The 25,441-nt window shown below is 63.9% G+C and carries 19 protein-coding genes; 13 read left to right on the forward strand and 6 right to left on the reverse strand.

Going from position 1 to position 25,441, the window contains the following annotated elements; genetic code table 11:
• The first annotated feature begins 17 nt into the window (after positions 1 to 17).
• From paaY to CLU93_RS14985, 5 genes are all read left to right on the forward strand, one after another.
• Positions 18 to 632 (forward strand): phenylacetic acid degradation protein PaaY, encoded by a 615-nt coding sequence (gene paaY, locus CLU93_RS14965; protein ID WP_099762082.1) that lies wholly within the window; start codon positions 18 to 20, stop codon positions 630 to 632.
• A gap of 32 nt (positions 633 to 664) precedes the next feature.
• A complete protein-coding gene (paaZ, locus tag CLU93_RS14970; protein WP_099762083.1) occupies positions 665 to 2,716 on the forward strand; it encodes a phenylacetic acid degradation bifunctional protein PaaZ in 2,052 nt (683 codons plus the stop codon).
• A 389-nt stretch (positions 2,717 to 3,105) separates the two neighbouring features.
• Positions 3,106 to 4,371: a hypothetical protein gene (locus tag CLU93_RS14975; RefSeq protein ID WP_099762084.1), complete on the forward strand. Its 1,266-nt coding sequence runs from the start codon at positions 3,106 to 3,108 to the stop codon at positions 4,369 to 4,371.
• A 10-nt stretch (positions 4,372 to 4,381) separates the two neighbouring features.
• Complete coding sequence (locus tag CLU93_RS14980; RefSeq protein WP_096237910.1) at positions 4,382 to 4,789, forward strand: hypothetical protein; 408 nt, start codon at positions 4,382 to 4,384, stop codon at positions 4,787 to 4,789.
• Between the two features lie 61 nt (positions 4,790 to 4,850).
• A complete protein-coding gene (locus CLU93_RS14985; protein ID WP_099762085.1) occupies positions 4,851 to 6,422 on the forward strand; it encodes a methyl-accepting chemotaxis protein in 1,572 nt (523 codons plus the stop codon).
• 97 nt (positions 6,423 to 6,519) lie between these two features.
• Here CLU93_RS14985 and CLU93_RS14990 read toward each other — a convergent pair whose 3' ends face one another.
• The gene (locus CLU93_RS14990; RefSeq protein WP_099762086.1) at positions 6,520 to 7,743 is read right to left on the reverse strand and encodes a M24 family metallopeptidase; all 1,224 of its coding nucleotides are present in this window, start codon (positions 7,741 to 7,743) and stop codon (positions 6,520 to 6,522) included.
• A 167-nt stretch (positions 7,744 to 7,910) separates the two neighbouring features.
• The gene (argH, locus tag CLU93_RS14995) at positions 7,911 to 9,308 is read right to left on the reverse strand and encodes an argininosuccinate lyase (RefSeq protein ID WP_099762087.1); all 1,398 of its coding nucleotides are present in this window, start codon (positions 9,306 to 9,308) and stop codon (positions 7,911 to 7,913) included.
• Positions 9,309 to 9,574: 266 nt separating this feature from the next.
• Between argH and CLU93_RS15000 the strand changes: the two genes are divergently transcribed.
• Positions 9,575 to 9,772, forward strand: a complete 198-nt coding sequence (locus tag CLU93_RS15000; RefSeq protein ID WP_099762088.1) for a hypothetical protein — start codon at positions 9,575 to 9,577, stop codon at positions 9,770 to 9,772.
• Positions 9,773 to 10,103: 331 nt separating this feature from the next.
• Here the strand turns inward: CLU93_RS15000 and CLU93_RS15005 are convergent, their stop codons facing one another.
• Both CLU93_RS15005 and CLU93_RS15010 read right to left on the reverse strand, forming a co-directional pair.
• Positions 10,104 to 11,492 carry a YfcC family protein gene (locus CLU93_RS15005; protein WP_099762089.1) on the reverse strand — a complete coding sequence of 463 codons (1,389 nt, stop codon included), beginning with the start codon at positions 11,490 to 11,492 and terminating at the stop codon, positions 10,104 to 10,106.
• Positions 11,493 to 11,496: 4 nt separating this feature from the next.
• On the reverse strand, positions 11,497 to 12,633 hold the full coding sequence (locus CLU93_RS15010; protein WP_099762090.1) for a succinylglutamate desuccinylase/aspartoacylase family protein: 1,137 nt from the start codon (positions 12,631 to 12,633) through the stop codon (positions 11,497 to 11,499).
• 201 nt (positions 12,634 to 12,834) lie between these two features.
• On the opposite strand from CLU93_RS15010, the gene CLU93_RS15015 reads away from it, so the two are divergent.
• The 3 genes from CLU93_RS15015 (at position 12,835) to CLU93_RS15025 (ending at position 18,033) form a co-directional block, all read left to right on the forward strand.
• Positions 12,835 to 13,833 (forward strand): MurR/RpiR family transcriptional regulator, encoded by a 999-nt coding sequence (locus tag CLU93_RS15015; RefSeq protein WP_099762091.1) that lies wholly within the window; start codon positions 12,835 to 12,837, stop codon positions 13,831 to 13,833.
• Positions 13,834 to 13,868: 35 nt separating this feature from the next.
• Positions 13,869 to 16,625: a TonB-dependent receptor gene (locus tag CLU93_RS15020; RefSeq protein ID WP_099762092.1), complete on the forward strand. Its 2,757-nt coding sequence runs from the start codon at positions 13,869 to 13,871 to the stop codon at positions 16,623 to 16,625.
• A 154-nt stretch (positions 16,626 to 16,779) separates the two neighbouring features.
• Positions 16,780 to 18,033, forward strand: coding sequence for a cyanophycinase (locus CLU93_RS15025; RefSeq protein WP_099762093.1), 1,254 nt, complete (start codon positions 16,780 to 16,782; stop codon positions 18,031 to 18,033).
• Here CLU93_RS15025 and CLU93_RS15030 read toward each other — a convergent pair.
• Both CLU93_RS15030 and CLU93_RS15035 read right to left on the reverse strand, forming a co-directional pair.
• Entirely contained in the window at positions 18,024 to 19,226 is a 1,203-nt protein-coding gene (locus CLU93_RS15030) for a DUF418 domain-containing protein (protein ID WP_257224975.1), read from the reverse strand. The two genes, CLU93_RS15025 and CLU93_RS15030, sit on opposite strands and share 10 nt — an antisense overlap.
• Before the next feature lie 8 nt (positions 19,227 to 19,234).
• Positions 19,235 to 19,837 (reverse strand): TetR/AcrR family transcriptional regulator, encoded by a 603-nt coding sequence (locus CLU93_RS15035; protein ID WP_099762095.1) that lies wholly within the window; start codon positions 19,835 to 19,837, stop codon positions 19,235 to 19,237.
• A gap of 214 nt (positions 19,838 to 20,051) precedes the next feature.
• On the opposite strand from CLU93_RS15035, the gene CLU93_RS15040 reads away from it, so the two are divergent.
• The 4 genes from CLU93_RS15040 (at position 20,052) to CLU93_RS15055 (ending at position 25,441) form a co-directional block, all read left to right on the forward strand.
• Positions 20,052 to 21,494, forward strand: a complete 1,443-nt coding sequence (locus CLU93_RS15040; protein WP_099762096.1) for an IgA Peptidase M64 — start codon at positions 20,052 to 20,054, stop codon at positions 21,492 to 21,494.
• Positions 21,495 to 22,107: 613 nt separating this feature from the next.
• Entirely contained in the window at positions 22,108 to 22,893 is a 786-nt protein-coding gene (fabI, locus tag CLU93_RS15045) for an enoyl-ACP reductase FabI (protein WP_099762097.1), read from the forward strand.
• Positions 22,894 to 22,903: 10 nt separating this feature from the next.
• Positions 22,904 to 24,349 carry an efflux transporter outer membrane subunit gene (locus CLU93_RS15050; protein ID WP_099762098.1) on the forward strand — a complete coding sequence of 482 codons (1,446 nt, stop codon included), beginning with the start codon at positions 22,904 to 22,906 and terminating at the stop codon, positions 24,347 to 24,349.
• A gap of 18 nt (positions 24,350 to 24,367) precedes the next feature.
• Positions 24,368 to 25,441, forward strand: coding sequence for an HlyD family secretion protein (locus CLU93_RS15055; RefSeq protein ID WP_099762099.1), 1,074 nt, complete (start codon positions 24,368 to 24,370; stop codon positions 25,439 to 25,441).

Consider the following 25,441-nt stretch of genomic DNA (forward strand, 5'->3'; position numbering starts at 1 on the left):
GCATATAGGAGTTTTTTATGGTCAAAGTCTACGAAATCAACGGCGTCACCCCCGTCGTCCACCCCAGCGCCTATGTGCATCCGAGCGCGGTATTGATCGGCGACGTGATCGTCGGCCCGCGCTGCTATATCGGTCCGCTGGCCTCGATCCGCGGCGACTTCGGCCGATTGATCCTGGAAGAGGGCGCCAATCTGCAGGATACCTGCGTCATGCACGGTTTCCCCGGTTGCGACACGGTGGTCGAAGTCGACGGCCATATCGGCCATGGCGCCGTGCTGCATGGCTGCCGCATCGGTCGCAATGCGCTGGTCGGCATGAATGCGGTGGTGATGGACAACGCCATCATCGGCGCGGAATCCATCGTCGCGGCCATGAGTTTCGTCAAGGCTGGCATGATCGTCGCGCCGCGCAGCATGGTGGTGGGCACGCCCGCCAAGGTGATACGGTCGTTGACCGACGATGAAATCAAATGGAAAAGCTCGGGCACGGGCCAGTACCACGAACTGGCCGTGCGCTCGATGCAGACGATGCGCGAGGTGGACGCTCTGACGCAAGTCGAGGCGAATCGCCAGCGCCTCAATTTCGAATCCGCCTTGCCGCTGCATTTGCACAAGAACGCAGCAGCGCAGTAAGCACGCAGTAAACCAACATAGGAGTAAACCACATGGCTCACATATCCACCCTGCAAAGCCTGATCGCTGGCCGCTGGCTGGGCGAAAGCGCCGCCGTGCCCCTGCATAGCGCCTTGAACAACCGCGTCATCTATCACACGCATGCCGAGAAGATCGACTTCGACGAAGCCGTCACGTATGCGCGCAAGACGGGCGTGCCGGGCCTGATGGCGCTGGACTTCCAGCAGCGCGCCGCGCGCCTCAAGGCGTTGGCCCTGTACCTGGTCGAGCGCAAGGAAGAACTGTATGCGATCTCGCACCTGTCGGGCGCCACGCGCACCGATAGCTGGGTCGATATCGAAGGCGGCACGGGTACCCTGTTCGCCTACGCCAGCATGGGCAGCAACGAGCTGCCGTCGTCGAACGTGCTGCACGAAGGCCCGGCCATCGCGCTCGGTAAAAAAGGCGGCTTCGCCGGCACGCACATCCTGGTGCCGCGCGGCGGCCTGGCCGTGCACATCAACGCCTTCAATTTCCCCATCTGGGGTCTGCTGGAAAAATTCGCGCCAAGTTTTCTCGCCGCCATGCCCTGCATCGCCAAGCCGGCCACGGCGACGAGCTACCTGACGCAGGCCGTCGTGCGCATGATGCATGAATCGGGCTTGCTGCCGGCCGGCAGTTTGCAACTGGTGATCGGCTCCACGGGCGACTTGCTGGACCGTTTGAATGGCCAGGATTTCGTCACGTTTACAGGGTCGGCTGCCACGGCCGCCAAGCTGCGCACCAACCCGAACCTGATCGCCAATTCGGTACCGTTCAACGGCGAAGCCGATTCGCTCAATTGCGCCATCCTGGCGCCGGACGTCACGCCCGACGATGTGGAATTCGATCTGTTCGTCAAGGAAGTGGTGCGCGAAATGACGGGCAAGTCGGGCCAGAAGTGCACGGCGATTCGCCGCATCATCGTGCCCGAGCACCTGATGGATGCCGTTGGCACGCGCCTGCGCGAACGCCTGGCCAAGGTGGTGGTGGGCGATCCGTCCATCGAAGGCGTGCGCATGGGCGCTCTGGCATCGAAGGAACAGCAAAGCGATGTGGCGGAGCGGGTTGCCACCCTGTCGCAGGGGAACGAGGTGGTATTTGGCGCGGCCGACGGTTTCAGTCCCCTGGGTGATGGGGCACAGGATGGCAGCTTCTTCTCGCCGACCCTGCTGCTGTGCCGCGACGCCTTCGGCAACGACGCCGTGCATGACGTGGAAGCATTCGGCCCCGTCAGCACCATGATGGGCTACAAGGATATCGATGAAGCGCTGGCCCTGGCCGCGCGCGGCAAGGGCAGTCTGGTGAGTACCCTGGTGACGCGCGATCCGAAGATCGCCGCGCGCGTGGTGCCGCAAGTGGCGGCCACGCATGGCCGGGTACACGTGCTTGAGCGCGTGGCTTCCGTCGATTCGACCGGTCATGGCTCGCCCCTGCCGCAACTGAAGCACGGCGGCCCTGGCCGCGCGGGCGGCGGCGAGGAACTGGGTGGCGTGCGCGCCGTGCGCCACTACTTGCAACGGGCGGCCGTGCAAGGCTCGCCGACCATGCTGGCGGCGATCACCGGCGAATACGTGCGCGGCGCGGACGTCAACGAAAGCCCGATCCACCCGTTCCGCAAGCACTTCGAAGACTTGAAGACGGGCGACTCGCTGCTCACGCACCGCCGCACCGTCAGCGAAGCGGACATCGTCGCCTTTGGCGGCATTTCGGGCGATTTCTTCTACATGCACTTCGATGAAATCGCGGCGAAAGAGTCGCAATTTGGCAAGCGCATCGCCCATGGCTACTTCGTGCTGTCGGCCGCCGCCGGTCTGTTCGTCTCGCCTGGCGTCGGTCCCGTGCTGGCCAACTATGGCCTGGACAACCTGCGCTTCGTCGCGCCCGTCGCCATTGGCGACACCATCCGCGCGCGCCTGACGTGCAAGCGCAAGGTCGACCGCAACCGCAAAGACGTCTTTGGCGTGGGCCAGGGCGTGGTGGCGTGGGACGTGCAGGTGACCAACCAGAACGAGGAGCTGGTAGCCAGCTACGACATCCTGACCCTGGTGTCGAAGCGCGAGTAAGCGTTTTCGCAGCACGGCATCGACCGGCGCCATCCGCGATCTTTGCGCGGGTGGCGCTTTTTTTATCCGAGTTATTTTTGTCTTGAATTATCCATAAGTGTATGAAAAGTATACCGAAAGTGTGGTTTTTCCCATCTGCTCATTAGATAAAATCCTCTAGAAACCATGTTTTTTCCATGAAAAATGGCAAAATCGGTAATTGCCTTAGGAAAACTTTTCAAAGCAGACTTTTTCTCTGTAGCATGGTTCTACTCACTGGTCACACCGTCATTCACGCCATGCAAGGCGACGGCGGCGCAAAAAAGGACCCGGCCTGTTATGGCCGGTGAACCATCGACCTCGAGCCCAACTCCACGATTAACGTTCACCGCTACGGGTATTTAATTACTATGAATAAACACGTCCTGATTTTTCTGCTGGCCATGCCCCTGGCCATCAGCCACGCCTACGCCGACGATGTCGCCAGTGGCCCGACCGTCAAGATCAGCGGTTTCGGCACGGCCGCGCTGACTGTGGCCGATACCGACAAGGCGCAGTTCGCGCGTCCGAACCAGGCTGCCGGCGCCGGCAAGACAGCCCGTACGGGCGTCGATTCGAACCTGGGCCTGCAGGCCAATGTCACCGTTAATCCCTGGTTGTCGGCCACCGTGCAAGGCCTGGCGCGCAAGGATGGCGAAGATGATTTCGGCGCCGAGCTGGCATGGGCCTTCGCCAAGGCCAAGGTGTCGGACAGCTTCAGTGTGCGGGTTGGCCGCATGGGTCTGCCCGTCTTCATGATTTCCGATTACCGTAACGTGGGCTATGCCAACACCATGCTGCGCCCACCGGGCGAAATGTATTCGCAGGTGCCCCTGAACAGCATCGATGGCATCGATGGCACTTACCAGTTCAGCTTGGGCGACACCAGCATCACCACGCAGCTGGCGCTGGGCCGCACCAAGGCCACCCTGGCAACGGGACCCGATTCGACCGTGCATGTGGAAGGCAAGTCCATCGTTGCGCTGAACATGGTGGCCGAACATGGTCCCCTGACCCTGCGTTTCGGCCGTGCCGAGACCAAGCTGACGATCAATGATTCGCCCAGCCTGAATACCTTGATGGGCAGCTTGCGCGCGGCCGGCAGCGGCTACCGGATCGCCCAGCTGGGCGCCCTGGCTGATGCGCTGGAAGTCAAGGACAAGAAGGCGTCCTTCACGTCCGTGGGCCTGGGCCTGGACTGGAACAATGTCCTGGTGCAGTCCGAGTATGCCAAGCGCAAGACGGACAGCTATATCAGCGACAGCACCTCGTGGTACGTGATGGGCGGCTACCGCATCGGCGCTTTTTTGCCGTATTACAGCCATGCCAGCCTGAAGGCCGATGATCGCGTGAATAACACCGTGCCGGCTGCCTGCCCGCCAGGTTATCCAGCCGCCTGCACGCCGACCTTGCGCGCGCTGTCGGCCGGCGTCAATACCATGGCCAACACGCGCAACCAGCTGGAGCAATCGACGGACAGCATCGGCGTGCGTTGGGACTTCCACCGTTCGGCCGCCTTGAAGGTGCAGATCGACCGCATCAAGCCGAAGAATGGCCAGGGCCTGTTCGTGCAAGCCAAGCCGGGTTTCAGCGGCCCCGTCACGGTGGTGGCTGCCGCCATCGATTTCGTTTTCTAAGGAGCGCCACATGAAACCATTTATTTTGCATATGGCTGCCTTGCTGGCCTTGTCGATGAGCGTTCCCGCCATGGCCGAAGTGGTCGTGGTGGTCAATCCAAAAAGCGCCGCCGGCGCGATGACGAATGAACAGGTGGCGCAATTTTTCCTCGGGAAATCGACGGCCATGACGCCGATCGACCAGCCGGAAAGCGCCCCCGTGCGCGCCGAGTTCTACAAGAAGGTGACGGACAAGGAACCGTCGCAGGCGAAGGCCCTGTGGTCCAAGCTGGTCTTCACGGGCAAGGCGACCTTGCCGAAAGAGGTGGCCAATAGCGCCGACGTGAAAAAGGCCGTGGCGGCCGATCCGAAAGCCATCGGCTATATCGAAAAGAGTGCCGTCGACGCCAGCGTCAAAGTAGTGCTGACGGCGCCATAAGGCCGGCTCGGGCCGCGCGCCATGCGGCGGCCCGATAATTCATCAGAATCAGGAGACAGCAATGAGCATCAAACGCAAGATATGGGCGCTGCCCGTCGTCTCGGCCGTGATCTTCGGCCTGGGACTGGCCGTCAGTGCCTACCTGTCTACGGCCGCGCTCAATTCCATTCACGCCACCGAAAGCGCCGACTATCCCGTGCTCGACCTGGCCAAGTCGCTGACGCTGGACGTGGCCGCCGTCGGCGACGCCCTGCGCGATGCCGTCAGCGAAGGCGACAAGGAGCGTATCGGGCAAGTCGATGGCCAGGCCGTCAAGCTGCGCGCCAAGCTGGCCGCCTTTGCCGCCATTCCCGGCCAGCGCGAGCACGGCATGCAACTGGCGAAGGAGTTTGACGCCTACTATGCGCCGGCCATGAGTGCGGCGCGCATCATGCTGGAAATGGAAGAGGGCGACCCGCAAGCGACCGTGGCGCGCATGCAGGGCGCGCTGGCGGTGCTCAATACGGACCTGGCCAAGACCAACGAACAAGCGCAAGCGCAATTCAAGCAGGGCATCGAGCGCAGCGCGGCGAATGTGCGTCATGCGCTCAATACCAGCATAGCCGTGGCGCTGGCCGTCATTGTTTGCCTGGCGGCCGTGTCGCACTTTGTCGTGCGCGCCATCTGGCAGCAACTGGGCGGCGAACCGGAATATGCGCGCCAGATCGCGCGCGCCGTGGCCGATGGCGACCTCTCGATGGAGATCGCCACCGAAGCGGGCGACCAGGCCAGTTTGCTGGCGGCGCTGAAGGAGATGCGCGGCCGGCTGGCCGGCATGGTGTCCGGTATCAAGGCATCGGCCGAAACCATCCAGGTGGCCAGCGCGGAAATCGCGCAAGGCAATGCGGACCTGGCCGCGCGCACGGAGTCGCAGGCGGGCAGCCTGGATCAGACGGCGCGCAGCATGGATAGCCTTACAAGCACCGTGCGCGACAACGCAGCCAATGCGGGCCAGGCGCATGCACTGGTGGTGTCGGCGTCTTCCGTCGCCGTGAAAGGCGGGCAAGTGGTCAGCCAGGTGGTCACCACCATGGGCGAGATCAACGACTCATCGAAACGCATTGTCGACATCATCGGCGTCATCGACGGCATCGCCTTCCAGACGAATATCCTGGCCTTGAATGCGGCCGTGGAAGCGGCGCGCGCGGGCGAGCAGGGACGCGGCTTTGCCGTGGTGGCATCCGAAGTGCGCAACCTGGCGCAGCGCAGCGCGGCTGCGGCGCGCGAGATCAAGCAATTGATCGGCGATTCGGTGGACAGGGTGAATGTCGGCTCGAAGCTGGTCGACGAGGCGGGGCTGACCATGGGCCAGATCGTCGAGTCGGTGAAAAAGGTGGCCGACATCATGGCCGAGATCAGCGCCGCCAGCCAGGCGCAGAGCGCCGGCATCGGCGATATCGGCGTGGCCATCGGCAGCATGGACCAGATGACGCAGCAAAACTCCGCGCTGGTGGAAGAGGCCTCGGCGGCGGCCGAATCGCTGCAGGAGCAGGCCGTGCAACTGGGCACGGCGCTGGCCGTGTTCAAGCTGGCGCAGGGGGGCGCGTCGGATTACGCGCTGCGCGCTAATCCGACCTACTTGGCGTTGCGGTGATGTCGGATTACGCGCAAGGCGCCTCGGCGGCCCCGCTAATCCGACCTACCTGGCAGTGCGGTAGGTTGGATTAGCGCAGCGTAATCCAACACCCGGCTTAAGCCCGCAGCCCGAACGGATCGTCGATGCTGTGCGCCGGTTGCGTGAACCAGCGCGGACCGTCTTGCGTCATGTAGAAATGGTCTTCGTGGCGGATGCCGAATTCGCCGGGGATGCAGATCATCGGCTCGTTCGAGAAGCACATGCCCACGTCGAGCGGCGTCGTGTCGTTGCCCACCAGGTAAGGCCACTCGTGGATATCGAGGCCGATGCCGTGGCCGGTGCGGTGCGGCAGGCCCGGCAGCTTGTAGCCGGGGCCAAAGCCGTCTGCCTCCAGGGAGACGCGCGCGGCGCGGTCCACGTCGCCGCAGGGTACACCCAACTGGGCGGCCGCGAAAGCCGCAGCCTGCGCCGCCTTTTCGCTGTTCCACACGCTGCGCTGGCGCGCGCTGATCGTACCAAACACATAGGTGCGCGTGATGTCGGAGATGTAGTTCATCACCTGGCAACCCGTGTCGATCAGCACCGTGTCGCCCGCCTTCAGGGTCTGCACGTAATTCACGCCATGCGGATAGGCGGTTGCTTCGCCGAACAGCACGATGCAAAAATATGAGCGGGGCGCCCCCACCTTGCGGTGCGCGCGCTGGATAAATTCTTCCACTTCCACCGTCGTGATGCCTTCGACCAGCATGCTGGCCGTGGCCACGTGCACGGCCAGGGTCATGTCCATCACGCGCTGCATCAGGGCGATTTCCGCCGCTGACTTGCGGCTGCGGCAGTACGCCGTGACGGCGCGTGCGTTTTCCAGCGCGTAGCCGGGAGCGGCCGGCCGGATGCCGTCATAGATGAAGAAGGCGGCGCTTTCGCAGATGCCCACGCGTGGCGGGGCAGCCGCATCCTGGGCTATCCCCATGCGCGCCAGCACGTCGACGAACAGCTGGTACGGGCTTGCATGCTCTTCCCAGCAATTGACCTTGCCCTCGATGAGCATGAAGCCCGTCAAGGTGCTTTCCTCGAAGGCGGGGGCGATGTATTCGATCTCGCCGCTGGCAGGCAGGATGGCGCCCACCATGCGTTCGCTGGCATACCATTTGGTACCCGTAAAATAGGTGAGGTTGGCGCCTGCGTTCAGGTAGATCGCGGCGATGCCCTGTTCGCGCATGAAGTCCTGCGCCCTGGCGATGCGTTGCGCATGTTCGTCCTTGCCGATGGCGACCATGCCGTCCGTCATGTCCGACAGCGATGCCAATGCCTGTTCGATGGAAGTGCCACCTATGCTCATGCCTGCTCCTTTGCTCGATGCTGAATATGGAATGCGGGCATGATATCAGTTTGCGCCTTTCGGCTTGAGTCCCGGCGCTGCCTTTTCTGGATTGTCGACAATCGTCGCGCAATGAAAAACGCCCCGCTGCAGCGATGCAGCGGGGCGCTTGAGCGCGCAAGCGCGGTTTATTTTTCCAGTTGCGTGCGCACGCGGGCGATGGCGGCGCGCACCTGGCGCGGCGCGGTGCCGCCCACGTGGTCGCGCGCGGCGACGGAGCCTTCCAGGGTCAGCACTTCAAACACGTCTTCACCGGTCAGCGGGGAAAACGCGCGCAGCTGCTCCAGCGACAGGTCGGCCAGGTCGCAACCGGCATCGACGCAGGCGCGCACGGCCAGGGCCACCGCTTCATGGGCGTCGCGGAACGGCAAGCCCTTCTTGACCAGGTAGTCGGCCAGGTCGGTCGCCGTGGCATAACCCTGCAGGGCAGCCGCGCGCATCGCTTCCGGTTTCACCGTGATGCCGCAGGCCATGTCGGCGAAGATGCGCAAGGTGTCGATGACGGTGTCGACGGTATCAAACAGCGGTTCCTTGTCTTCCTGGTTATCCTTGTTGTAGGCCAGCGGCTGGCCTTTCATCAGGGTCAAGAGGCCAATCAGGTGGCCATACACGCGGCCCGTCTTGCCACGGGCGAGCTCGGGCACATCCGGGTTCTTCTTTTGCGGCATGATCGACGAGCCGGTGCAGAAGCGGTCGGCGATGTCGATGAAGCCGATGCGTGGGCTCATCCAGATCACCAGTTCCTCGGCCATGCGCGATACGTGCATCATCAGCACGGCGGCTGCGGCGCAAAATTCGATGGCGAAATCACGGTCCGACACGGCGTCGAGCGAGTTGTGGCAGACGTCGTCGAAGCCCAGCGTCTTGGCCACGCGCAGGCGATCGATGGGGAAGGTGGTGCCGGCCAGGGCAGCGGCGCCCAGCGGCAGGCGGTTGACGCGCTTGCGGCAATCGGCCATGCGCTCGGCATCGCGGCCGAACATCTCGACATACGCCAGCATGTGATGGCCGAAGGTGATCGGCTGGGCCACCTGCATGTGGGTAAAGCCCGGCATGATGGTGTCGGCATGCTGTTCGGCCAAGTCCGTCAGCGCGCTGCGGAACGTCGCCAGCAGGGCGGTGATGTCGTCGATGGCGGAGCGCACGTACAGGCGGATGTCGGTCGCCACCTGGTCGTTGCGTGAACGACCGGTGTGCAATCGCTTGCCCGCATCGCCTACCAGTTCGGTCAGACGTTTTTCAATATTCAGGTGGACGTCTTCCAGGTCCAGCAGCCATTCGAACTGGCCAGCGGCGATTTCCTGCGAAATTTGCGCCATGCCGCGCACGATTTCCGCGTAGTCGGCCGGGCTGATGATGGCTTGCGCATGCAGCATTTCCGCATGGGCCAGCGAACCTTCGATGTCGAACAGCGCCAGGCGCTTGTCAAAAAATACAGAAGCTGTGTAGCGCTTGACGAGGTCCGAGACCGGTTCGGAAAACCGGGCCGACCAGGCTTCGCCCTTTTTGGAGAATTGATCAGTCATGAAAGAAGTCCTTTAGTGTAGGGCGATTATAAACAAGGTTGGCCTGCGTTAGGGCTTTTAGGGCCTTGCCGGGCGCTGAAATGGCCGGGAATGGGGCTGGCACGCGTCAAATGCCACGCGGCGGACGCTGTTCTGCGTTCCATCCGGGCTTTTTGTATTCTGTCCCGCGAATCGTGCGTTTGGTCGCAATCCGATGGCAGTTCAGGGGCGATCGGCCTACAGTTCAATCATCGCAACACACAACCAGCCACTCAAAGGACACCATCATGAACATCGCTAAAAACATGGAAGCCATCTTCGTTGCCATCATCGCCGTCGCCGCCGCCACCAGCCTGGCCACCGCCGCCGTGCCGAAATTGCGCGCCGCGCCCGCCCCCATCGCCGCCAGCGCCGATCAAGCCACCATGCACACCGTGTATGTCAGCGCCAAGCGTCTGAGCGCGGAAGAAAAAGCCGCCCTGTAAGCGCGGCGATGGCATTGCCTGCAGTACCAGCAGCATCCGCAGCAAACAGCAACACCGCATCACGGACAGGCAGAACGGGCGGCGCCCCCGGTTCTATCCAGGCTTGGTGACAGCCGCAGCAAAAAGGCAGATGATCGTGTTTTTCAACGCTAGCAGGGCCTGCGCGATGTCACATTTGATGATCAGCACCGACAAGGCGGAACTCGACGTTCCAGCCATCCACCATTTTCTCAGCACGCAATCGACATGGGCCACCACCAGCGTTGATTGATTACCATGCGAGTCGGGCGCAAAAAGGCCATGGGGACAGGATGTCGCCATGGCGGGGTTTTTACTGCCAGTGCATCAGGCACGGCGGAATCAATAGCAGCAGCGCGAGCACCAGGTAAATCAGCTGCAGCGGAATCATCCACTTGGCCCACGTAATCCAGGGCACGCGCGCCAGTGCCAGCACGCCGACGGTGATGCCGGATGTGGGGATCATCGGCGTGGTGAATTCGCCGAACTGGAAAGCCAGGATGGCGGTCTGGCGCGTCACGCCCACCAGGTCGGCCAGCGGCGCCATGATCGGCATGGTCAGCGCCGCTTGGCCGCTGCCGGAATGGATGAAGAAGTTGATCACCGACTGCATGAAGAACATCTTTTGCGCGGCGAAGACGGGGCTCGACGACGCCACCAGGGGCGTCAATGCATGCAGCATGGTGTCGATGATCTGCGCATCGCGCGCCAGGATCATGGTGCCGCGCGCCAGCGCGATGACGAGCGCCACGGTGACCATGTCGCGCGCGCCCTGCACGAAGGACGCCACCAGGCTGTCCATGTCGAGCCGGCCGACCAGGCCGACGACGATGGCCATCACCAGGAACAGGGCGGCGATTTCATCGATGAACCAGTCGTACTTGACGACGCCGACGACCATCGTCAGCAAGGTCGCCATGAAAATCCACAGCACCGCGCGATGCGTGCGCGTCATGCCGGCAAAGCTGCTCAGGTCCAGTGTGTGCTCGCTGCGCTTTTCGATGTCGAGCAGGTAGGTCGGGCTTTTTTCCGGATGGCGCTTGATGCGTGCCGCATACCACATCAAAAATACGATGCTGACGGCCGTGGCGATGGCCCACACGATCAGGCGGTAGCCGATGCCGGAAAAAATCGGCACGCCGGCAATGCCCTGCGCTATGCCGACGTTGAACGGATTTAAAAAGGCGGCGGAAAAGCCCACCTGCGAGCCGATGAAGGGAATCGACACGCCCGTGATGGTGTCATAGCCCAGCGCCAGCGCCAGCGGCACGAAGATCAGGATGAAGGGAATGGCTTCCTCGTTCATGCCGAAAGTGGCGCCGCCCAGCGAGAACATGGTGAAAAACACGGGGATGATGGCGGCGCGCACGAAGCGCGAACTGGTGTGCGCTTTGGCGATGGCCTTGATCAGCGAATCGAAGGCTTCGGTTTTTTGCAGCACGGCGAAGGCGCCGCCGACGATCAGGATAAAGCCGATGATCAGGCTGGCGTCGACGAAGCCCTTGATGGGCGCCATCATCAGCGCGGCCAGTCCCTGCGGCTTGTTGTCCACGTAGTGAAACGTGCCGGGAATGATCAGCTGCTTGCCGTTCACCAGTTGCGTATCGAATTTCCCGCCCGGCACCAGCCAGGTCGCCAGCGCGATCATGGCCAGGATGCCGCACAGCAGGACGAAGGTATTGGGCAGTTTGAATTTTTTCATGGCGTCATTGGCTCAGCAGGCTGCCGCCGCGGAAGGCGATGGCGCCGGCGACCTTGCCGACGTTCATGCCGCGCAAGACGTGGCGGTGGGCGCTGCGCGCAAAGAAGACACCGGCGACGCTGCAGCGCAAGGTCGTCGTCTCGCCGCTGACCGGATCGATCAGGTCGGCCAGCGCATCGCCGGCGGCCAGCATGTCACCCATTTCGCGCAGATACACCAGTACGCCGTGATGCGGCGCGAGGATCGGTTCCACGCCGGCCAGCGGCGTGGGCTGGCATTGCGGCGCGGGCAGGTCGTCGCCGGCGCCGGCGATCTCCAGTACGCCCTCGATGGCAAGAAAGCGCAGCAGGGCGGTGGCGTCGCGCTCTGCCAGGGCGTAGCTCACTTCCACTTCGCCGCGCAGTTCGACGGTGGTCGACAGGCAGGCGGCGGGAATCGGATAGCGGCCGCCGAAGTGCGCGTCGAGGTCCCACCACAGGCGGCTGCAGGCTTCGTCGAACGGCTCTTCGCCAGCCGCCAGTTCCAGCAGCACGGCGCGCGCACCCAGCAGTGCGGACAGGGGCGCGATCTGCGCCGCCAGCGGCGTGCCCGTATAGATGTGCAGGGCCGCCTCGTTATCGCAATGCAGGTCGAGCACGATGTCGGCATCGATGGCCATGCCCAGCAAGGTTTTCTTCAAGGTCTCCGCATCCGTGGACGGCCGCCAGGCGGCGACGGCGGCGCGCGCATGCTCGCGTATCAGCGCCACGTTGGCTTGCGCATCCTGTCCCAGCAGGCCAGCCAGCGTGGTTTTCAGTTCATCGGCCACGTGGCGGTATGCACGGTTGAAGTTGATGCCGGTGGTCAGGTCGAAGCGGCCGAACGGCGCGCCATGGATGGCTTGCGCCAGGCCGATGGGATTGGCGGCCGGCACCAGGATCACTTCGCCGTGGATCTTGCCCGCCGCCTCCAGCGCCAGCAGTTCGCGGCGCAAAAATTGCGACACCAGCATGCCCGGCACTTCGTCCGCGTGCAGCGCCGCCTGGATATACACCTTCTTGCCGCTGCGGCTGCCTGCCGCCGCCGTGCCAAAGTGAAAGCTGCTCAACTGGCACGCTACGCTGGCGTGCGCACTGGAGATGGGATGCTGTTGTACTTGCATGGTAATTCGCCCCAAAACGGGGCGCGGTTGATGGTTTTCGGTCGATTATGTAGCATTATTTTCACGAAGTAAATCAATGAAAATCCTTTTACAAATATTTGTTGAGTTTTCTTTTTGATATGAGTAAAGTGGGTTCCAGCGACCCGTTTTCGTCTTTTTATCCGTCATCCGCCATGCACAAGAACACAGGCCGCCAGTGATATGAAATCATCCGCCAGTCCTGCCCGTAACAGCTTCCGCTCGCCAGTGGCCGCCGCCCTGTCGTCGCCCGATGCCGCCTTCGCGCAATCGCCGTTGGGGCAAACGCTGATGCACGTGCTGGCCAGCGGCTCGGCCTCGCAGCGGCAGATCGCCGATTACCTGCTGCGCAACCAGATGCGCGTGACGGCGCTGGGCATCGAGGAACTGGCCGACAGTTGCCAGGTCTCGACGGCGACCATCAGCCGCTTCGCGCGCGACATCGGGCAAAAGAATTATTCGGCCATGCGCAGCGCCATGGCCGAAACCCTGCAATCGCTGCTGCAGCCAGTCGACAAATTGCGCCGTACGATACAGCGGCGTGCGCGCGCCACATCACCGATCACGGAAAGTCTGGAGTATGCGGCCGCGAATATCGCCGCCACGTCCGATGCCCTGTCGCCGCCCGCCATGCAGACCGTGGTGCGGCGCCTGACGCGCGCCAAGGTCGTGTATGTGATGGGTTTTGGCCTGTCGGCCAATCTGGCGGGCATGCTGGTGCAGCATCTGCAGCCGTTTTGCCCGCATGTGGTGGAAGTGGTGGGCATCGGCGGCTCGGAAGTGGCGGCCGGGCACCTGGTCAACCTGACGGCGCACGACGTGCTGGTGGTGATCTCGTTCCCCCGCTATACGCTCGACTGCATCGGCCTGGCCAGCTTTGCGCGCGACCGCGGCGCCTGCATCGTGGCGCTCACCGACTCTCCCGCGTCCCCCCTGGCCGAACTGGCCGATCACGCGCTGTATGCGCAAAGCACGCATCCCGTCCTGCCCAGCAGCGCCAGCACGGCGCTGGCCATGATCGAGGCGCTGGCCGTGGCGCTGATGGTGTCGAACAAGAAGAACGTTGAAAAAGCGGCCCGTCTGAGCGAAGTCATCGCCGCCTATCTGTACGGCGGCGAGCATGGCGTGCCAGGGCCCCGGAAAGCAGTATCCAGGCAGCGCAAGGCAGTACAAAAATCATGATAAAAATCAGACATACACCATTGGGGAGAGATGCAATGCACATGAAAAGACAGAACGGTGGTTCCGTATTGCCACGCGAGTCGGTGCCGTCGCAAGGCGTGCGCCTCGCGCTGGGTGCCTTGAGCGTGTCGGCGGTGCTGGGCATGCTGGCCAGCGGCGCACAGGCGCAAGAGCAAGATGGCGAGCCGGCGCCGAAAAAAATGCAGCGCGTGGAGATCACGGGGTCGGCCATCAAGCGCCTGGAATCGGAGACGGCGCTGCCGGTGCAGATCATCACGCGCGCCGAGATCGAGAAGGCGGGTGTGACGACGGCGGCCGAGCTGATGGCGCGCGTGTCGGCCAACGTGGGCGGCCTGACCGATGGCGTCAGCATCAATGTGGGCGGCGACCAGCGCGGCTTCAACAGCGCCAACCTGCGCGGCGTGGGCACCTCATCGACCCTGGTGCTGCTCAATGGCCGGCGCATGGCGAACTTTGCCTCGCCCGGCGACGATGCGGGCGTGGACCTGAATAACATTCCCGCCGCCGCCCTGCAGCGCGTGGAAGTATTGCTCGACGGTGCTTCGGCCCTGTACGGCACGGACGCCATCGGCGGCGTCATCAATTTTATTACGCGCAAGGATTACCAGGGCGTGGAGCTGAACGTCTACGGCAGCCGCACCGATGAAGGGGGCGCCGGCAAGCGCACGGCCAGCATCACGGCCGGCACCGGCGACCTGGCGGCGGATGGCTACAATATCTTTGCCGTGGTCGACCTGCAAAAAACCGACCGCCTGAGCACTTCGCAGCGCAAGTTCATTCCGAACCTGCACGTGGCGGAACGCCTCGGCCATTTGTTGTCCAGCTATACCAGTCCGGCGAATATCCGCTTGAGCAGCGACCAGCGCGACTACCTGCAGGAACAGGGCTTCCTGCTCAATGGGAAGCCGATCACGAATCGCCTGATCAACCTGTCGATTCCCGGCTGCAGCGGCCCTGCCAATGTGTACCTGCCGGGGGGCACGGGCGGCGTCGATGCGTGTACCTATAACTACATGGGCGACACCGAGCTGTATCCGAAGACGGACAAGCAGAACCTGCTGACGCGCGGCGTCCTCAAATTGAACAATGATCACCAGCTGTATGCCGAGGTGGCGTTGAGCCGTTCGCGCAGCTATTACGTGGGATCGACAGCGCGGCCGGATGGCGAAATCGACGCCAGCATGGTGCCGCAGCTGAGCGCGGCCGGGCTGACTGACACGCTGGCCCTGCGCATCCGCCTGAACGAAGCGGGCATGCGCACCAGCGAATTGACCAGCGAAAGCCAGCGTTACGTGGTGGGTGCCACGGGCACCGTCGGCGGCTGGGATTACGACGTGGGCTTGAATCACAGCGTCAATGTGGTCAGGGACAAGGACACGCACGGCTACCTCTTGGCCGATCAGCTACAAAAGGGCATCACGGATGGCACCATCAATCCCTTCGGCCCGTCCAGCGCGGCGGGCAAGGCACTGCTCGATAGCATCCAGGTCAACGACGAAGTGCGGCATGCGCGCGGCGTCATGGACTCGCTCGATTTCAAGGTGTCGCGCGCGCTGATGGCACTGGGCGGCGGCGACCTGGCGCTGGCCGTGGGCGGCGAAGTGCGGCGCGAGCGCACGGACTTCCGGCCATCCGCATTGTTGATGAGTGGCAACATCACCAACGACGAAGCGCCCGAAGGGGGCATGGCCACCAGCGACAGCCGCAATGTGCAGGCCATCTACAGCGAACTGCTGCTGCCATTTACCAAGCAGTGGCAGGCGCAGCTCTCGGGCCGCTATGACCATTACCAGCAGGTGGGCGGCGCCTTGAGTCCTAAAATCGGCCTGACCTACATGCCCAGCAAGCAGGTGCTGCTGCGCGCCTCGGCCGGCAAGGGCTTCCGCGCGCCATCGATGTCGGACCTGCACCGGCCCACCGTCTACAGCCAGACGGCGACCCTGCCCGATCCCGTGTACTGCGAAGCCGAGGACAACGACTACTCTGTCTGCGCCGACAACTGGCGTACGCGCCGCTACAGCAACGACAAGCTGAAACCGGAACGCAGCCGCCAGTTCACGGCCGGCCTGGTGCTCGAACCGAGCCAGCACTGGACCTTCAGTGCCGACTACTGGAACATCAAGCGCACGGACCTGATCAGCGAAATCGGCGACGACATCATCCTCGGTAACCTGGCCAAGTATGGCGATCTGGTGCACCGCGACGAAGACAATGAAATCGACTACATCGAGCTGCGCAAGGAAAACCGCGGCGCGCAAAAGGCTGCGGGCATCGATATCACGGCCGACCTGCATGGCGTGAAAACGGCGTGGGGGCGTTTTGGCGGACACCTGAGTGGCACATATGTGCTCGACTCGAAAATCCAGACCAGCCCTGGCGACGATTTCATCAGCAACCTGAACAAGTTCGTCACTGACGGCGTGGTGCAGCGCTGGCGCCATACGATCACGCTGGACTGGGATAACGGCCCGTATTCGGCCAGCCTGTCGAACACGTATTCGAGCGGCTATGCTGACCAGAATTCGGCCATCAACACGGACGACGGCAGCGTCGTCAAGCCGAACCGGGTCAAGGCCTACACGCTGTGGGACATGTCGGCTGCGTATGCGGTCAGCAAGCAGTTCAAGCTGCGCGCGGGCATACAGAATCTGTTCAATACCAGCCCGCCGTACTCGAACCAGGCGTATTACTTCCTGTCCGGCTATGACCCTACTTATTCGGACCCGCGTGGCCGGCGCTTCTATGCCAGCGCCAATTACAGCTTCAAATAAGGCGGCAAAGCAGGAGATACCGCAATACGGCTGTCACACGCAGCGGGTAGTATCGTAGTCCGATGGTGTTGGGTTGCAAGCAGCAGTTTTGGCAGCAAGGGCGCGCGCCTGTATCAACAAGCGCGTGCCCCTTTCCATGTATTCGAGAGGCACCATGAAATCATCTTCAAGCCTGTATCACTCCTTCCGCGCCGCGCTGCTGTTCGCGCTGGCATTGTGCAGCTTCCATGCCGTGGCGGCGCCTGGCGGCAGTGCCATCGGCAGCGCTCCGCAGGGCACCCTCGTCATCATCGGCGGCGGCCTGCGCGCCGACAATGCCGAAGTCTGGCAGCGCATCGTCAAGTTGTCGGGCGGGCCGGGCGCGCGGATCGCCGTGCTGGCCTCGGCTGCGATGAATCCGGAAAAGTCGGGTGAAAGCATCATCCAAAAACTCAATCAATATGGTGCCGATGCCTTTTTCGTGCCGCTGGCCGTCAAGCTGCCCAATCGCGATTACCGCAAGGCGGCCGAAGATCCGGCCATCGTCACGCAGATCAAGTCGGCCAGCGGCATCTATTTTGCCGGCGGCGACCAGGGCCGCATCACGCAAGCCTTGCTGCGCCCGGACGGCAGCCGCACGGCCGCGCTGGAAGCCATCTGGTCGGTCTACCGCAACGGCGGCGTGATCGCCGGTTCCAGCGCCGGCGCGGCCATCATGAGCACCACCATGTTCTACGATGCCAAGCCCGTGCTCGACATGCTCAAGATGGGCGTCACGGACGGGCGCGAGATCGCGCCGGGGCTGGGCTTCATCGGCAGCGATGTCTTCGTCGACCAGCATCTGCTGGTACGCGGGCGTTTTGCGCGCATGATTCCCGTGATGCTGAAAAAAGGCTATCACCTGGGACTGGGGATCGATGAAAACAGCGCCATGGTGGTCGACGCCATGCGCGATGTGGAAGTCATCGGCTACAGCGGCGCCTTGCTGATCGACCTGTCGGGCGCCATCAGCGACCGTGGCGTGAAAAATTTCAATATCAGCAACGCTGCCATCAGCTATCTGGACCGGGGCGACAAGTTCAACCTCGTCACGCGCGTGTTTACGCCGTCGCCGGACAAGGCCGACAACAAGCTCGATCCGAACCAGCCAGACATGCGCGAACCCGTGTTTACCAACGATATCCTCGGCAATAACGCCGTGCTCGACCTGATGGGCAACCTGATCGACAACGCCCAGCAGGAAGCCATCGGCATCGCCTTCGGCAACCCGCGCGACCCGTACCCGGACCTGGGTTTTGAATTCAGGTTCAGCAAGACCGTCAACAGCGTCGGCTACAGTTCGACCGAGGCGGAAGCGTATTCGGTGCTGAAACTGCGCCTCGATATCCGCCCGATCCAGCTGCGCCAGCCCCTGTACCGCTACAAATAGGCGGCGCGCGATCGCCGCCAGCGCGGCCATGCGGCGATCGTCAATGCCCTGAGCAGCCACTCGACGGGGCCATATGCGTGGCCGCGCAGCCACCAGCGGCTCAGTGGCAGCTGCAGGCAGAAGATGATGGCGGCCAGCGCCAGCGCACCGAGCGGCGAGACGCTGCCCATCAGCCGCGCGCCATACGCGAGGAACAGCCAGGCACAGATGGCTGACTGCAGCAGGTAGTTCGACAGCGCCATGCGGCCCGTATCGGCCAGCAGCGCAAACAGCGTGCCGTCGCGCAGGCGCTCGAACAGGGCCAGCGCCAGTGCCAGGTAGGCGCCCGCCAGCAGCGGCGCGGTGGCCAGGCCCACGGCCAGTCCCGCCACCTGCCATGCCTGGCTTTGCGCATACACGGACGTCCACGCGTAGAAGGCAGCGCCGGGCAGGCCCACCAGCGCCCCGGCCCACAGCAGGCGGCGGCGCAGCGGCAGGTATGCGCTGGCGTGCAGCAGCATCTCGCGCTTGCCGGCGGCCAGGCCGCACAGGAACATGGCCAGCGCGCACGGTGCCTGTACCAGCAGCAGGACGAGCCAGATGTCACTCAGTTCGCGCAGGTGCTGATGGACGACGGCCGCTGGCGTGGCGCGGTAGGCGGCCAGGGCGCTTGCCGCTTTCTGCGCCATCGCCACGGCGTTGTCCGCCGCGTCGCCCGCCGGCTGCAGGCTTTGCAGCCAGGCCATCGATGCCCAGAACGCCACGCAGACGGTGACGAGCATCAAGGCCAGGGACAGTGCCTGGCGTTCGCCGCAGCGGTGCAGCGCCAGCAGCACGATGCCCAGCACGGCGTAGGTGGTGAGTATGTCGCCATGAAACAGCAACACGGCATGCAGGGCGCCGATCAGCCACAGGCCCGCTTGCCGGCGCAGCATGCGCGGCACGAACGGCGCGTCGGCGCGCGCGGCCGCCTGCATCTGCAAGGTGAAGCTGTAGCCGAACAGGAAGGAAAACAGCAGATAGAACTTGGTTTCGAACAGCAGGGCGACGAGAAAATGCGTGGCGCGGTCCACGCCGCCGTGAAAGGCCGGATCGGTCAATCCCAGGCCGAACCACGGCGTGGCGAAGGCGCCGATATTGACGACCAAAATGCCGAACAGGGCGCAGCCGCGCAGGGCGTCGACGTCGGCGATGCGCGCCGGCGGGGTTTGCATGGCGGCGCTCATGCCAGGGCAGGGCGCAGGAAGCGCGCCAATAACAGGTGCAGGCTGGCGCGCTGCGCCGGCGGTGCGTAAGCGGGATCGACGGCGACCCGGTTGAAGATGCCGTCGATCAGCGCAGCGATCCAGCCTGCCGTTTGCGCAGGGTCGAGCGCGGCGTCGACCTGGCCTCGCGCCGCAGCGCTTTCCAGCAGCGCCTGCACGCCGGCGCGCAGCACGGCATCGTTGCGCGCCACCCTGGCCGCGATATCCGGATCGCGCATCGCTTCGGCGGAAATGTCCAGCGCCAGCCCCGCAAAATCCCCGTCGGCCGCCAGCGCCAGCACCAGGTCCATGAAATCGAGCAGGGCGCCGTAGGCATCGGCTCCGCCTTGTACGCTGGCGAAATAGGCGGCCGTCTCGCTGCCTTCCTGGTCGACGATGGCGGCGATGATGGCTTGCTTTGTGGGGAAGTAATGAAACAGGTTGCCGGGACTCATGCCCGCTTGCGCGCAGATGGCGGCGGTGCTGGTCTGGTGAAAGCCCTTGCGTGCGAAGCAGCTGCGCGCGGCGGCGAGAATGGCGTCGCGACGGGCCGCGTGTTTGCCGGGATCGATGGTGCGCATGGCGGTTGGCTCTCCTTTTAATTGATCGACTAGTCAGTCTAATATAAAGCGATTGCGTGGCGCGGTCAAGCGGGTGCGTGAAATAGGTGCTTTGCAGTGCGTATTCCTGTCGCTACAATGTGCCGCACCGGATTTTTCCATGCCCGCCGCTGGCGCCGCTGTTTGTTTGGAAAACCGCTTCTTTTACCCGTTTTTCTACCGTGTCAGGAATGAGATGCAGCAGACCCCGATTCGATCCTTCCTCTGCGCGCTGGCGCTGGCCGCCGGCATCGTCCCAGCCGCGCAGGCTGCCAGTGCCGCCCAGCCGGCCACCATGCGCCTCGATTACCAGCACAGCGGCAATGCGCTGGGCGAGCATTATGCGGTCGAGCGCGTGCTGGTCGAACCCTTGCCATGGCCGGGCAATCTGGCGCGTCCCATCGACGACAGCAACCGTGGCAACAACCTGCTGGAAGTGGTCGATATCAAGTCGGGCAAGGTGCTGTATTCGCGCGGCTTCTCCACCATTTTCGGTGAATGGGCCAGTACCGACGAAGCGAAAACCACCACGCGCGCGTTTCAGGAGTCCGTGCGTTTCCCGCAGCCCGAGCACCCCGTGCGCGTGCGCATCCTCAAGCGCGACGAGCGCGGCCTGTTTTCCGTTGTGTGGAGCACCGACGTCGACCCGGCCGCGCAGGACGTGATCCGCAAGCAGCCACCGGCACCCGTCAAGCCGATACCTATCCGCATCAGTGGCCCCTCGTCCGGGAAGGTCGACCTGCTGATCATGGGCGACGGCTATACGGCCGCCGAAATGGGCAAATTCGAAGCGACGGCGCGCAAACTGGCCGAGCACCTGTTTACGGTGTCGCCGTTCCGCGAGCGGGCCAATGACTTCAACGTGTGGGCCATGGCCGCGCCGACGCAGGAATCGGGCGTGTCGCGTCCATCGACGGGCGTGCACCATGCGTCGCCGCTGGGTACGCGCTACGATATTTTCGGCAGCGAGCGTTATGTGCTGACCACCGACAACCGCGCCCTGCGCGACCTGGCGCAGTATGCGCCGTATGAATTCATCGAAATCCTCGTCAACAACGATACCTACGGCGGTGGCGGCATCTTCGGCCAGTTCAGCACGGCCGCAGCCAACAACGACTGGGCCAATTACCTGTTCGTGCATGAATTCGGCCACCATTTCGCCGGCCTGGCCGACGAGTACTACACTTCGCCCGTGGCCTACCAATCGAATGGCGAGCGGCAGGAACCGTGGGAGCCGAACGCCACGGCCCTGCGCGATCCGGCCAGGCTGAAATGGCAGAACCACGTCAAGGCCGGCACGCCGCTGCCGACGCCATGGCCGAAGGAAGCGTACGACAGCCATGCGCGCGAGTACCAGAAGCAGCGCGCCGCCCTGCGCGCGGCCAACCGCCCGGAAAGCGAGATGAGCGACTTGTTCAAGGCCGACCTGGCGTACACGCAGCAGCTGTTCTCGAAGGCGCCGCAGCGCCATGCGGTGGGCGCCTTCGAAGGCGCGAACTATGAGTCGTCCGGCTACTACCGGCCCGAGATGCAGTGCATCATGTTCGACCGCAGCGAGACGTTCTGCTCCGTATGCCAGGATGGCATCAGCACCATCATCGACCTGTATTCGCGTCCCGCAGCGGCGCCGCGCCAATAAGGCCGTTCAGCGCTGTTCCGCAAGGCATGGGGGCCATGTTGCAATGCAATAGCATGGCCCCCCCCTTCCATCTCTCCCCCAGCACCTGCCATCCGCCGCCACCCGGCGCTGCTTGTTTTTACAGCAATGCCCATCTGCGCCGGCAACGTCCCTTTTCTTCCTGCCAGCCCGGCAGTGTTATTAAATATGCATTCCCGCACGCTTGCCTGAAAAATATTTCATTTAGTTAATATTGAGGTAAAATTTGATTTACATCAATGCTGCATTGCCGCAATCGCACTTATAGTTGACCTAGCTCAAAGCGTCATGGAATGCGGATCGAACTCATCACGAATCACGCTTCTAAATGCTGTAGAGTAATTTCGCCCCGTACCAGTTCCCCGAGAATGCACTGGTGCTGGCCTCGAATTTCAGTGACGGAAGCCCGATTCATGAAGATGCCGATCCCCGCGCCTGACGCGTGCAGTACCTTACACCCCCACACTCCCATTGCTTTGCCGTATGCGCGCGCCGGCGGCGTGACGCTGGCCATGTGCGCCGCTGCCATGCGTGCCGGCGCAGTGCGCTGCGTGAACGCGGCCACGCCCTGGCCCGCCCTGCGTCCAGTTCAGGCATGACGGCCGCCTTGCAGCAGTACTTGCCTTTGCAGGGCAAGCGTGGGCTGGTGGTGGGTATCGCCAATACGCAAAGCATCGCCTGGGGCTGCGCCAGCGCCTTGCGCGCGGCTGGCGCCGAACTGGCCGTGACCTGGCTCAATGACAAGGCGCGTCCACATGTGGAACCGCTGGCGCAGCAAGTGCAGGCGGCCATCATGGCACCGCTCGACGTGGCCGTGCCAGGCCAGCTCGAAGCGCTGTTTGCGCAGATCGAGCGGCAGTGGGGGCGGCTCGATTTCGTCGTCCATTCCATCGCTTACGCGCCCAAACAAGACTTGCATGGCCGCGTGACGGACAGTTCGGCTGACGGCTTCGCACAGGCGATGGATATCTCGTGCCACTCCTTCATGCGCATGGCGAAGCTGGCCGAACCGCTGATGCCGGACGGCGGCAGCCTGATGACCATGAGTTACCTGGGCGCCGAGGAAGTCATCGCCGACTATGGCCTGATGGGTCCTGTAAAAGCGGCGCTGGAAGCGTCGGTGCGCTACCTGGCGGCGGAACTGGGGCCGCAAGGCATCCGCGTCAATGCCATCTCGCCGGGGCCCCTGGAAACGCGGGCCGCTTCCGGCATTGCCCATTTCGACCGCCTGATGGCCGACGCCATCGAACGCTCGCCCATGCGCTGCCTGGCCACCATCGAGGACGTGGGCGCGCTGTGCGCCTTCCTCGCCGGCGACGGCGCGCGCGCCATCACCGGCGGCACCTTGTATGTCGACGGCGGCTACAACATTCTGAATTGACTGGAAGAAGATGATCATGCCTGTTCCCGCTTTATCTGCGTGCGCCAGGACGGCCGCGCTGGCCGCCACGCTGGCCCTGGCCGGCTGCGCCTCGATGGCACCGCCGTATGCGCCACCGCCGCTGCCCGTGGCGGCGCAGTATCCGGAAACCGATCCCGCCGGCGCGCACGCGGCGGACATCGCCTGGCAAGCCTATTTTGCGGACGCGCGCCTGCAGGCGACCATTGCGCAGGCGCTGGCCAGCAACCGCGATATGCGCATCGCCGCCCTGCGCGTGGAAGAGGCGCGCGCCGCGTATGGCATCGTGCGCGCGGAACAATTCCCCACCATTGCGCTGGGCGCTTCCGGCAGCCGTGCGCGCGTGCCCGGTGACCTGAGCGTGACGGGCCGTCCCATGACGAGCGCGCAGTATCAAACGGGTTTGAACGTGAGCGCCTGGGAGCTCGATTTCTGGGGCCGCGTGCGCAGCCTGAAGGACAGCGCGCTGCAAACCCTGCTGGCCAGCGACGAGGCGCGCCGCGCCGTCGGCGTGGCCCTGGTGGCACAGGTGGCCAATGGCTATCTGAGCTTGCGCGAACTCGATGAACGGGTGGCGCTGGCGCGCGCCACGGTCGACAGCCGCGCCGAGTCGCTGCGCATCTTTACGCGCCGCTTCGAGGTAGGGTCGATTTCCAAGCTGGACCTGACGCAGGTGGAAACCCTGCTCAGCCAGGCCCTCTCGCTGTCGGCGCAGCTGGAGCAGGCGCGCGCCGTGCAGGCGCATGCGCTGGCCCAGCTGGTGGGCGGCCCGGTCGACCTGACGCCGGTGGCGGGTGAGGTGCGCCGCTTCGACGACGCCAGCGTGCTGCAGCCGCTGCATGCGGGCCTGCCCTCGGCTTTACTCACGCAGCGTCCCGACCTGATGGCGGCCGAGCATCAGCTGCGCGCCGCGCAAGCCAATATCGGCGCCGCGCGCGCCGCCTTCTTCCCGACCATTTCGCTGACGGCCGCCTACGGCACGGCCAGCGCGGAATTGAGCGGCCTGTTCGATTCTGGCAGCGGCGCCTGGAATTTTGCACCGCGCCTGGTGCTGCCGATCTTTGACGCGGGCCGCATCCGCGCCAACATGGACCTGGCCGAGGTACGCCGCGACGTGGCCGTGGCCAATTATGAAAAGAGCGTGCAGGGCGCGTTTCGCGAAGTGGCCGACGCATTGTCGAACCGGCGCTGGCTGGCGCTGCAGGTCGACATCGGCAAGACCACCCTGGCCGCGCAGAGCGAACGCGCGCGCCTGGCCAAGCTGCGCTATGACAATGGCGCCGCGCCCTACCTGGAAGTGCTCGATGCGCAGCGCGACCTGCTGACGGTCGAGCAGCAACTGGTGCAGACGCGCCGCGCGCTGCTATCCAGCCAGGTCAGCCTGTATGCGGCCCTGGGCGGCGGCGCGCCTGTCGCCGCCGCCGCTTCCACCCACTAATTTGATCGCCCCGATACCATGAATGCTCAACTGAAGAAAAAAATCATCCCCGCCGCACTGGTCGTGGCCGTTCTCGTGCTGGGCTATGTGGCCTGGCAAAAAATGCGTCCCACCGGCCCTGGCGAAGGTTTTGTCAGCGGCAATGGCCGCATCGAAGCGACCGAAATCGACGTCGCCACCAAGCTGGCGGGGCGGGTCAAGGAGATCCTCGTGCGCGAGGGCGACTTCGTCAAGGCGGGCCAGCCGCTGGCCACCATGCAGGTGGACTCGCTGACTGCCCAGCGCGATGAAGCGCGCGCGCGCCAGCAGCAGGCCTCCGACGCGGTGGTCGGTGCGCAGGCGCAGGTGGCCGTGCGCGAGAGCGACAAGGCGGCCGCGCTGGCCCTGGTGGCGCAGCGTGAAAGCGAACTCGATGCGGCCCGCCGCCGCCTGGCCCGCTCGGAAACCCTGTCGAAGGAGGGCGCTTCCTCGGTGCAGGAACTCGACGATGACCGCGCCCGCGTGCGCAGCGTGGCCGCCGCCCTGAATGCATCCAAGGCGCAGGTCACGGCGGCGCAGGCGGCCATCGACGCGGCAAAAGCGCAAGTGGTCGGTTCGCGTTCCGCCGTGACGGCCGCCGAAGCGACCACCGCGCGCATCGATGCCGACCTGGCCGATGGCCAGCTGGCGGCGCCGCGCGACGGCCGCGTGCAATACCTGGTGGCGCAGCAGGGCGAAGTGCTGGCCGGTGGCGGCAAGGTGCTCAACCTGGTCGACCTGTCGGACGTCTACATGACCTTCTTCCTGCCCGAGACGGCGGCCGGCAAGGTGGCGATGGGCGGCGAAGTGCGCATCATCCTCGATGCGGCGCCCAATTACGTGATTCCGGCGACGATCTCGTTTGTCGCTGCCAGCGCGCAGTTCACGCCGAAGACGGTGGAAACGGCCAGCGAGCGCCAGAAGCTGATGTTCCGCGTGAAAGCGCAGATCAGCCGCGAGCTGCTGCAAAAACATCTGGCTTTGGTAAAAGTGGGCTTGCCCGGCGTGGCGTGGGTGCGTCTCGATGCAAAGCAGGCATGGCCCGCTGAACTGACGAGCAAGGTTCCGCAGTGA

Origin of the sequence: Janthinobacterium sp. 35 (assembly GCF_002754575.1) — a bacterium.
Lineage (GTDB): Bacteria > Pseudomonadota > Gammaproteobacteria > Burkholderiales > Burkholderiaceae_D > Janthinobacterium > Janthinobacterium tructae.

Bases quoted from the DNA above. Each gene is read 5' to 3' on its own strand.
- paaY (WP_099762082.1), top strand. From the start codon at position 18: ATGGTCAAAGTCTACGAAATCAACGGCGTCACCCCCGTCGTCCACCCC.
- paaZ (WP_099762083.1), top strand. From the start codon at position 665: ATGGCTCACATATCCACCCTGCAAAGCCTGATCGCTGGCCGCTGGCTG.
- CLU93_RS14975 (WP_099762084.1), top strand. From the start codon at position 3,106: ATGAATAAACACGTCCTGATTTTTCTGCTGGCCATGCCCCTGGCCATC.
- CLU93_RS14980 (WP_096237910.1), top strand. From the start codon at position 4,382: ATGAAACCATTTATTTTGCATATGGCTGCCTTGCTGGCCTTGTCGATG.
- CLU93_RS14985 (WP_099762085.1), top strand. From the start codon at position 4,851: ATGAGCATCAAACGCAAGATATGGGCGCTGCCCGTCGTCTCGGCCGTG.
- CLU93_RS14990 (WP_099762086.1), bottom strand. From the start codon at position 7,743: ATGAGCATAGGTGGCACTTCCATCGAACAGGCATTGGCATCGCTGTCG.
- argH (WP_099762087.1), bottom strand. From the start codon at position 9,308: ATGACTGATCAATTCTCCAAAAAGGGCGAAGCCTGGTCGGCCCGGTTT.
- CLU93_RS15000 (WP_099762088.1), top strand. From the start codon at position 9,575: ATGAACATCGCTAAAAACATGGAAGCCATCTTCGTTGCCATCATCGCC.
- CLU93_RS15005 (WP_099762089.1), bottom strand. From the start codon at position 11,492: ATGAAAAAATTCAAACTGCCCAATACCTTCGTCCTGCTGTGCGGCATC.
- CLU93_RS15010 (WP_099762090.1), bottom strand. From the start codon at position 12,633: ATGCAAGTACAACAGCATCCCATCTCCAGTGCGCACGCCAGCGTAGCG.
- CLU93_RS15015 (WP_099762091.1), top strand. From the start codon at position 12,835: ATGAAATCATCCGCCAGTCCTGCCCGTAACAGCTTCCGCTCGCCAGTG.
- CLU93_RS15020 (WP_099762092.1), top strand. From the start codon at position 13,869: ATGCACATGAAAAGACAGAACGGTGGTTCCGTATTGCCACGCGAGTCG.
- CLU93_RS15025 (WP_099762093.1), top strand. From the start codon at position 16,780: ATGAAATCATCTTCAAGCCTGTATCACTCCTTCCGCGCCGCGCTGCTG.
- CLU93_RS15030 (WP_257224975.1), bottom strand. From the start codon at position 19,226: ATGCAAACCCCGCCGGCGCGCATCGCCGACGTCGACGCCCTGCGCGGC.
- CLU93_RS15035 (WP_099762095.1), bottom strand. From the start codon at position 19,837: ATGCGCACCATCGATCCCGGCAAACACGCGGCCCGTCGCGACGCCATT.
- CLU93_RS15040 (WP_099762096.1), top strand. From the start codon at position 20,052: ATGCAGCAGACCCCGATTCGATCCTTCCTCTGCGCGCTGGCGCTGGCC.
- fabI (WP_099762097.1), top strand. From the start codon at position 22,108: ATGACGGCCGCCTTGCAGCAGTACTTGCCTTTGCAGGGCAAGCGTGGG.
- CLU93_RS15050 (WP_099762098.1), top strand. From the start codon at position 22,904: ATGATCATGCCTGTTCCCGCTTTATCTGCGTGCGCCAGGACGGCCGCG.
- CLU93_RS15055 (WP_099762099.1), top strand. From the start codon at position 24,368: ATGAATGCTCAACTGAAGAAAAAAATCATCCCCGCCGCACTGGTCGTG.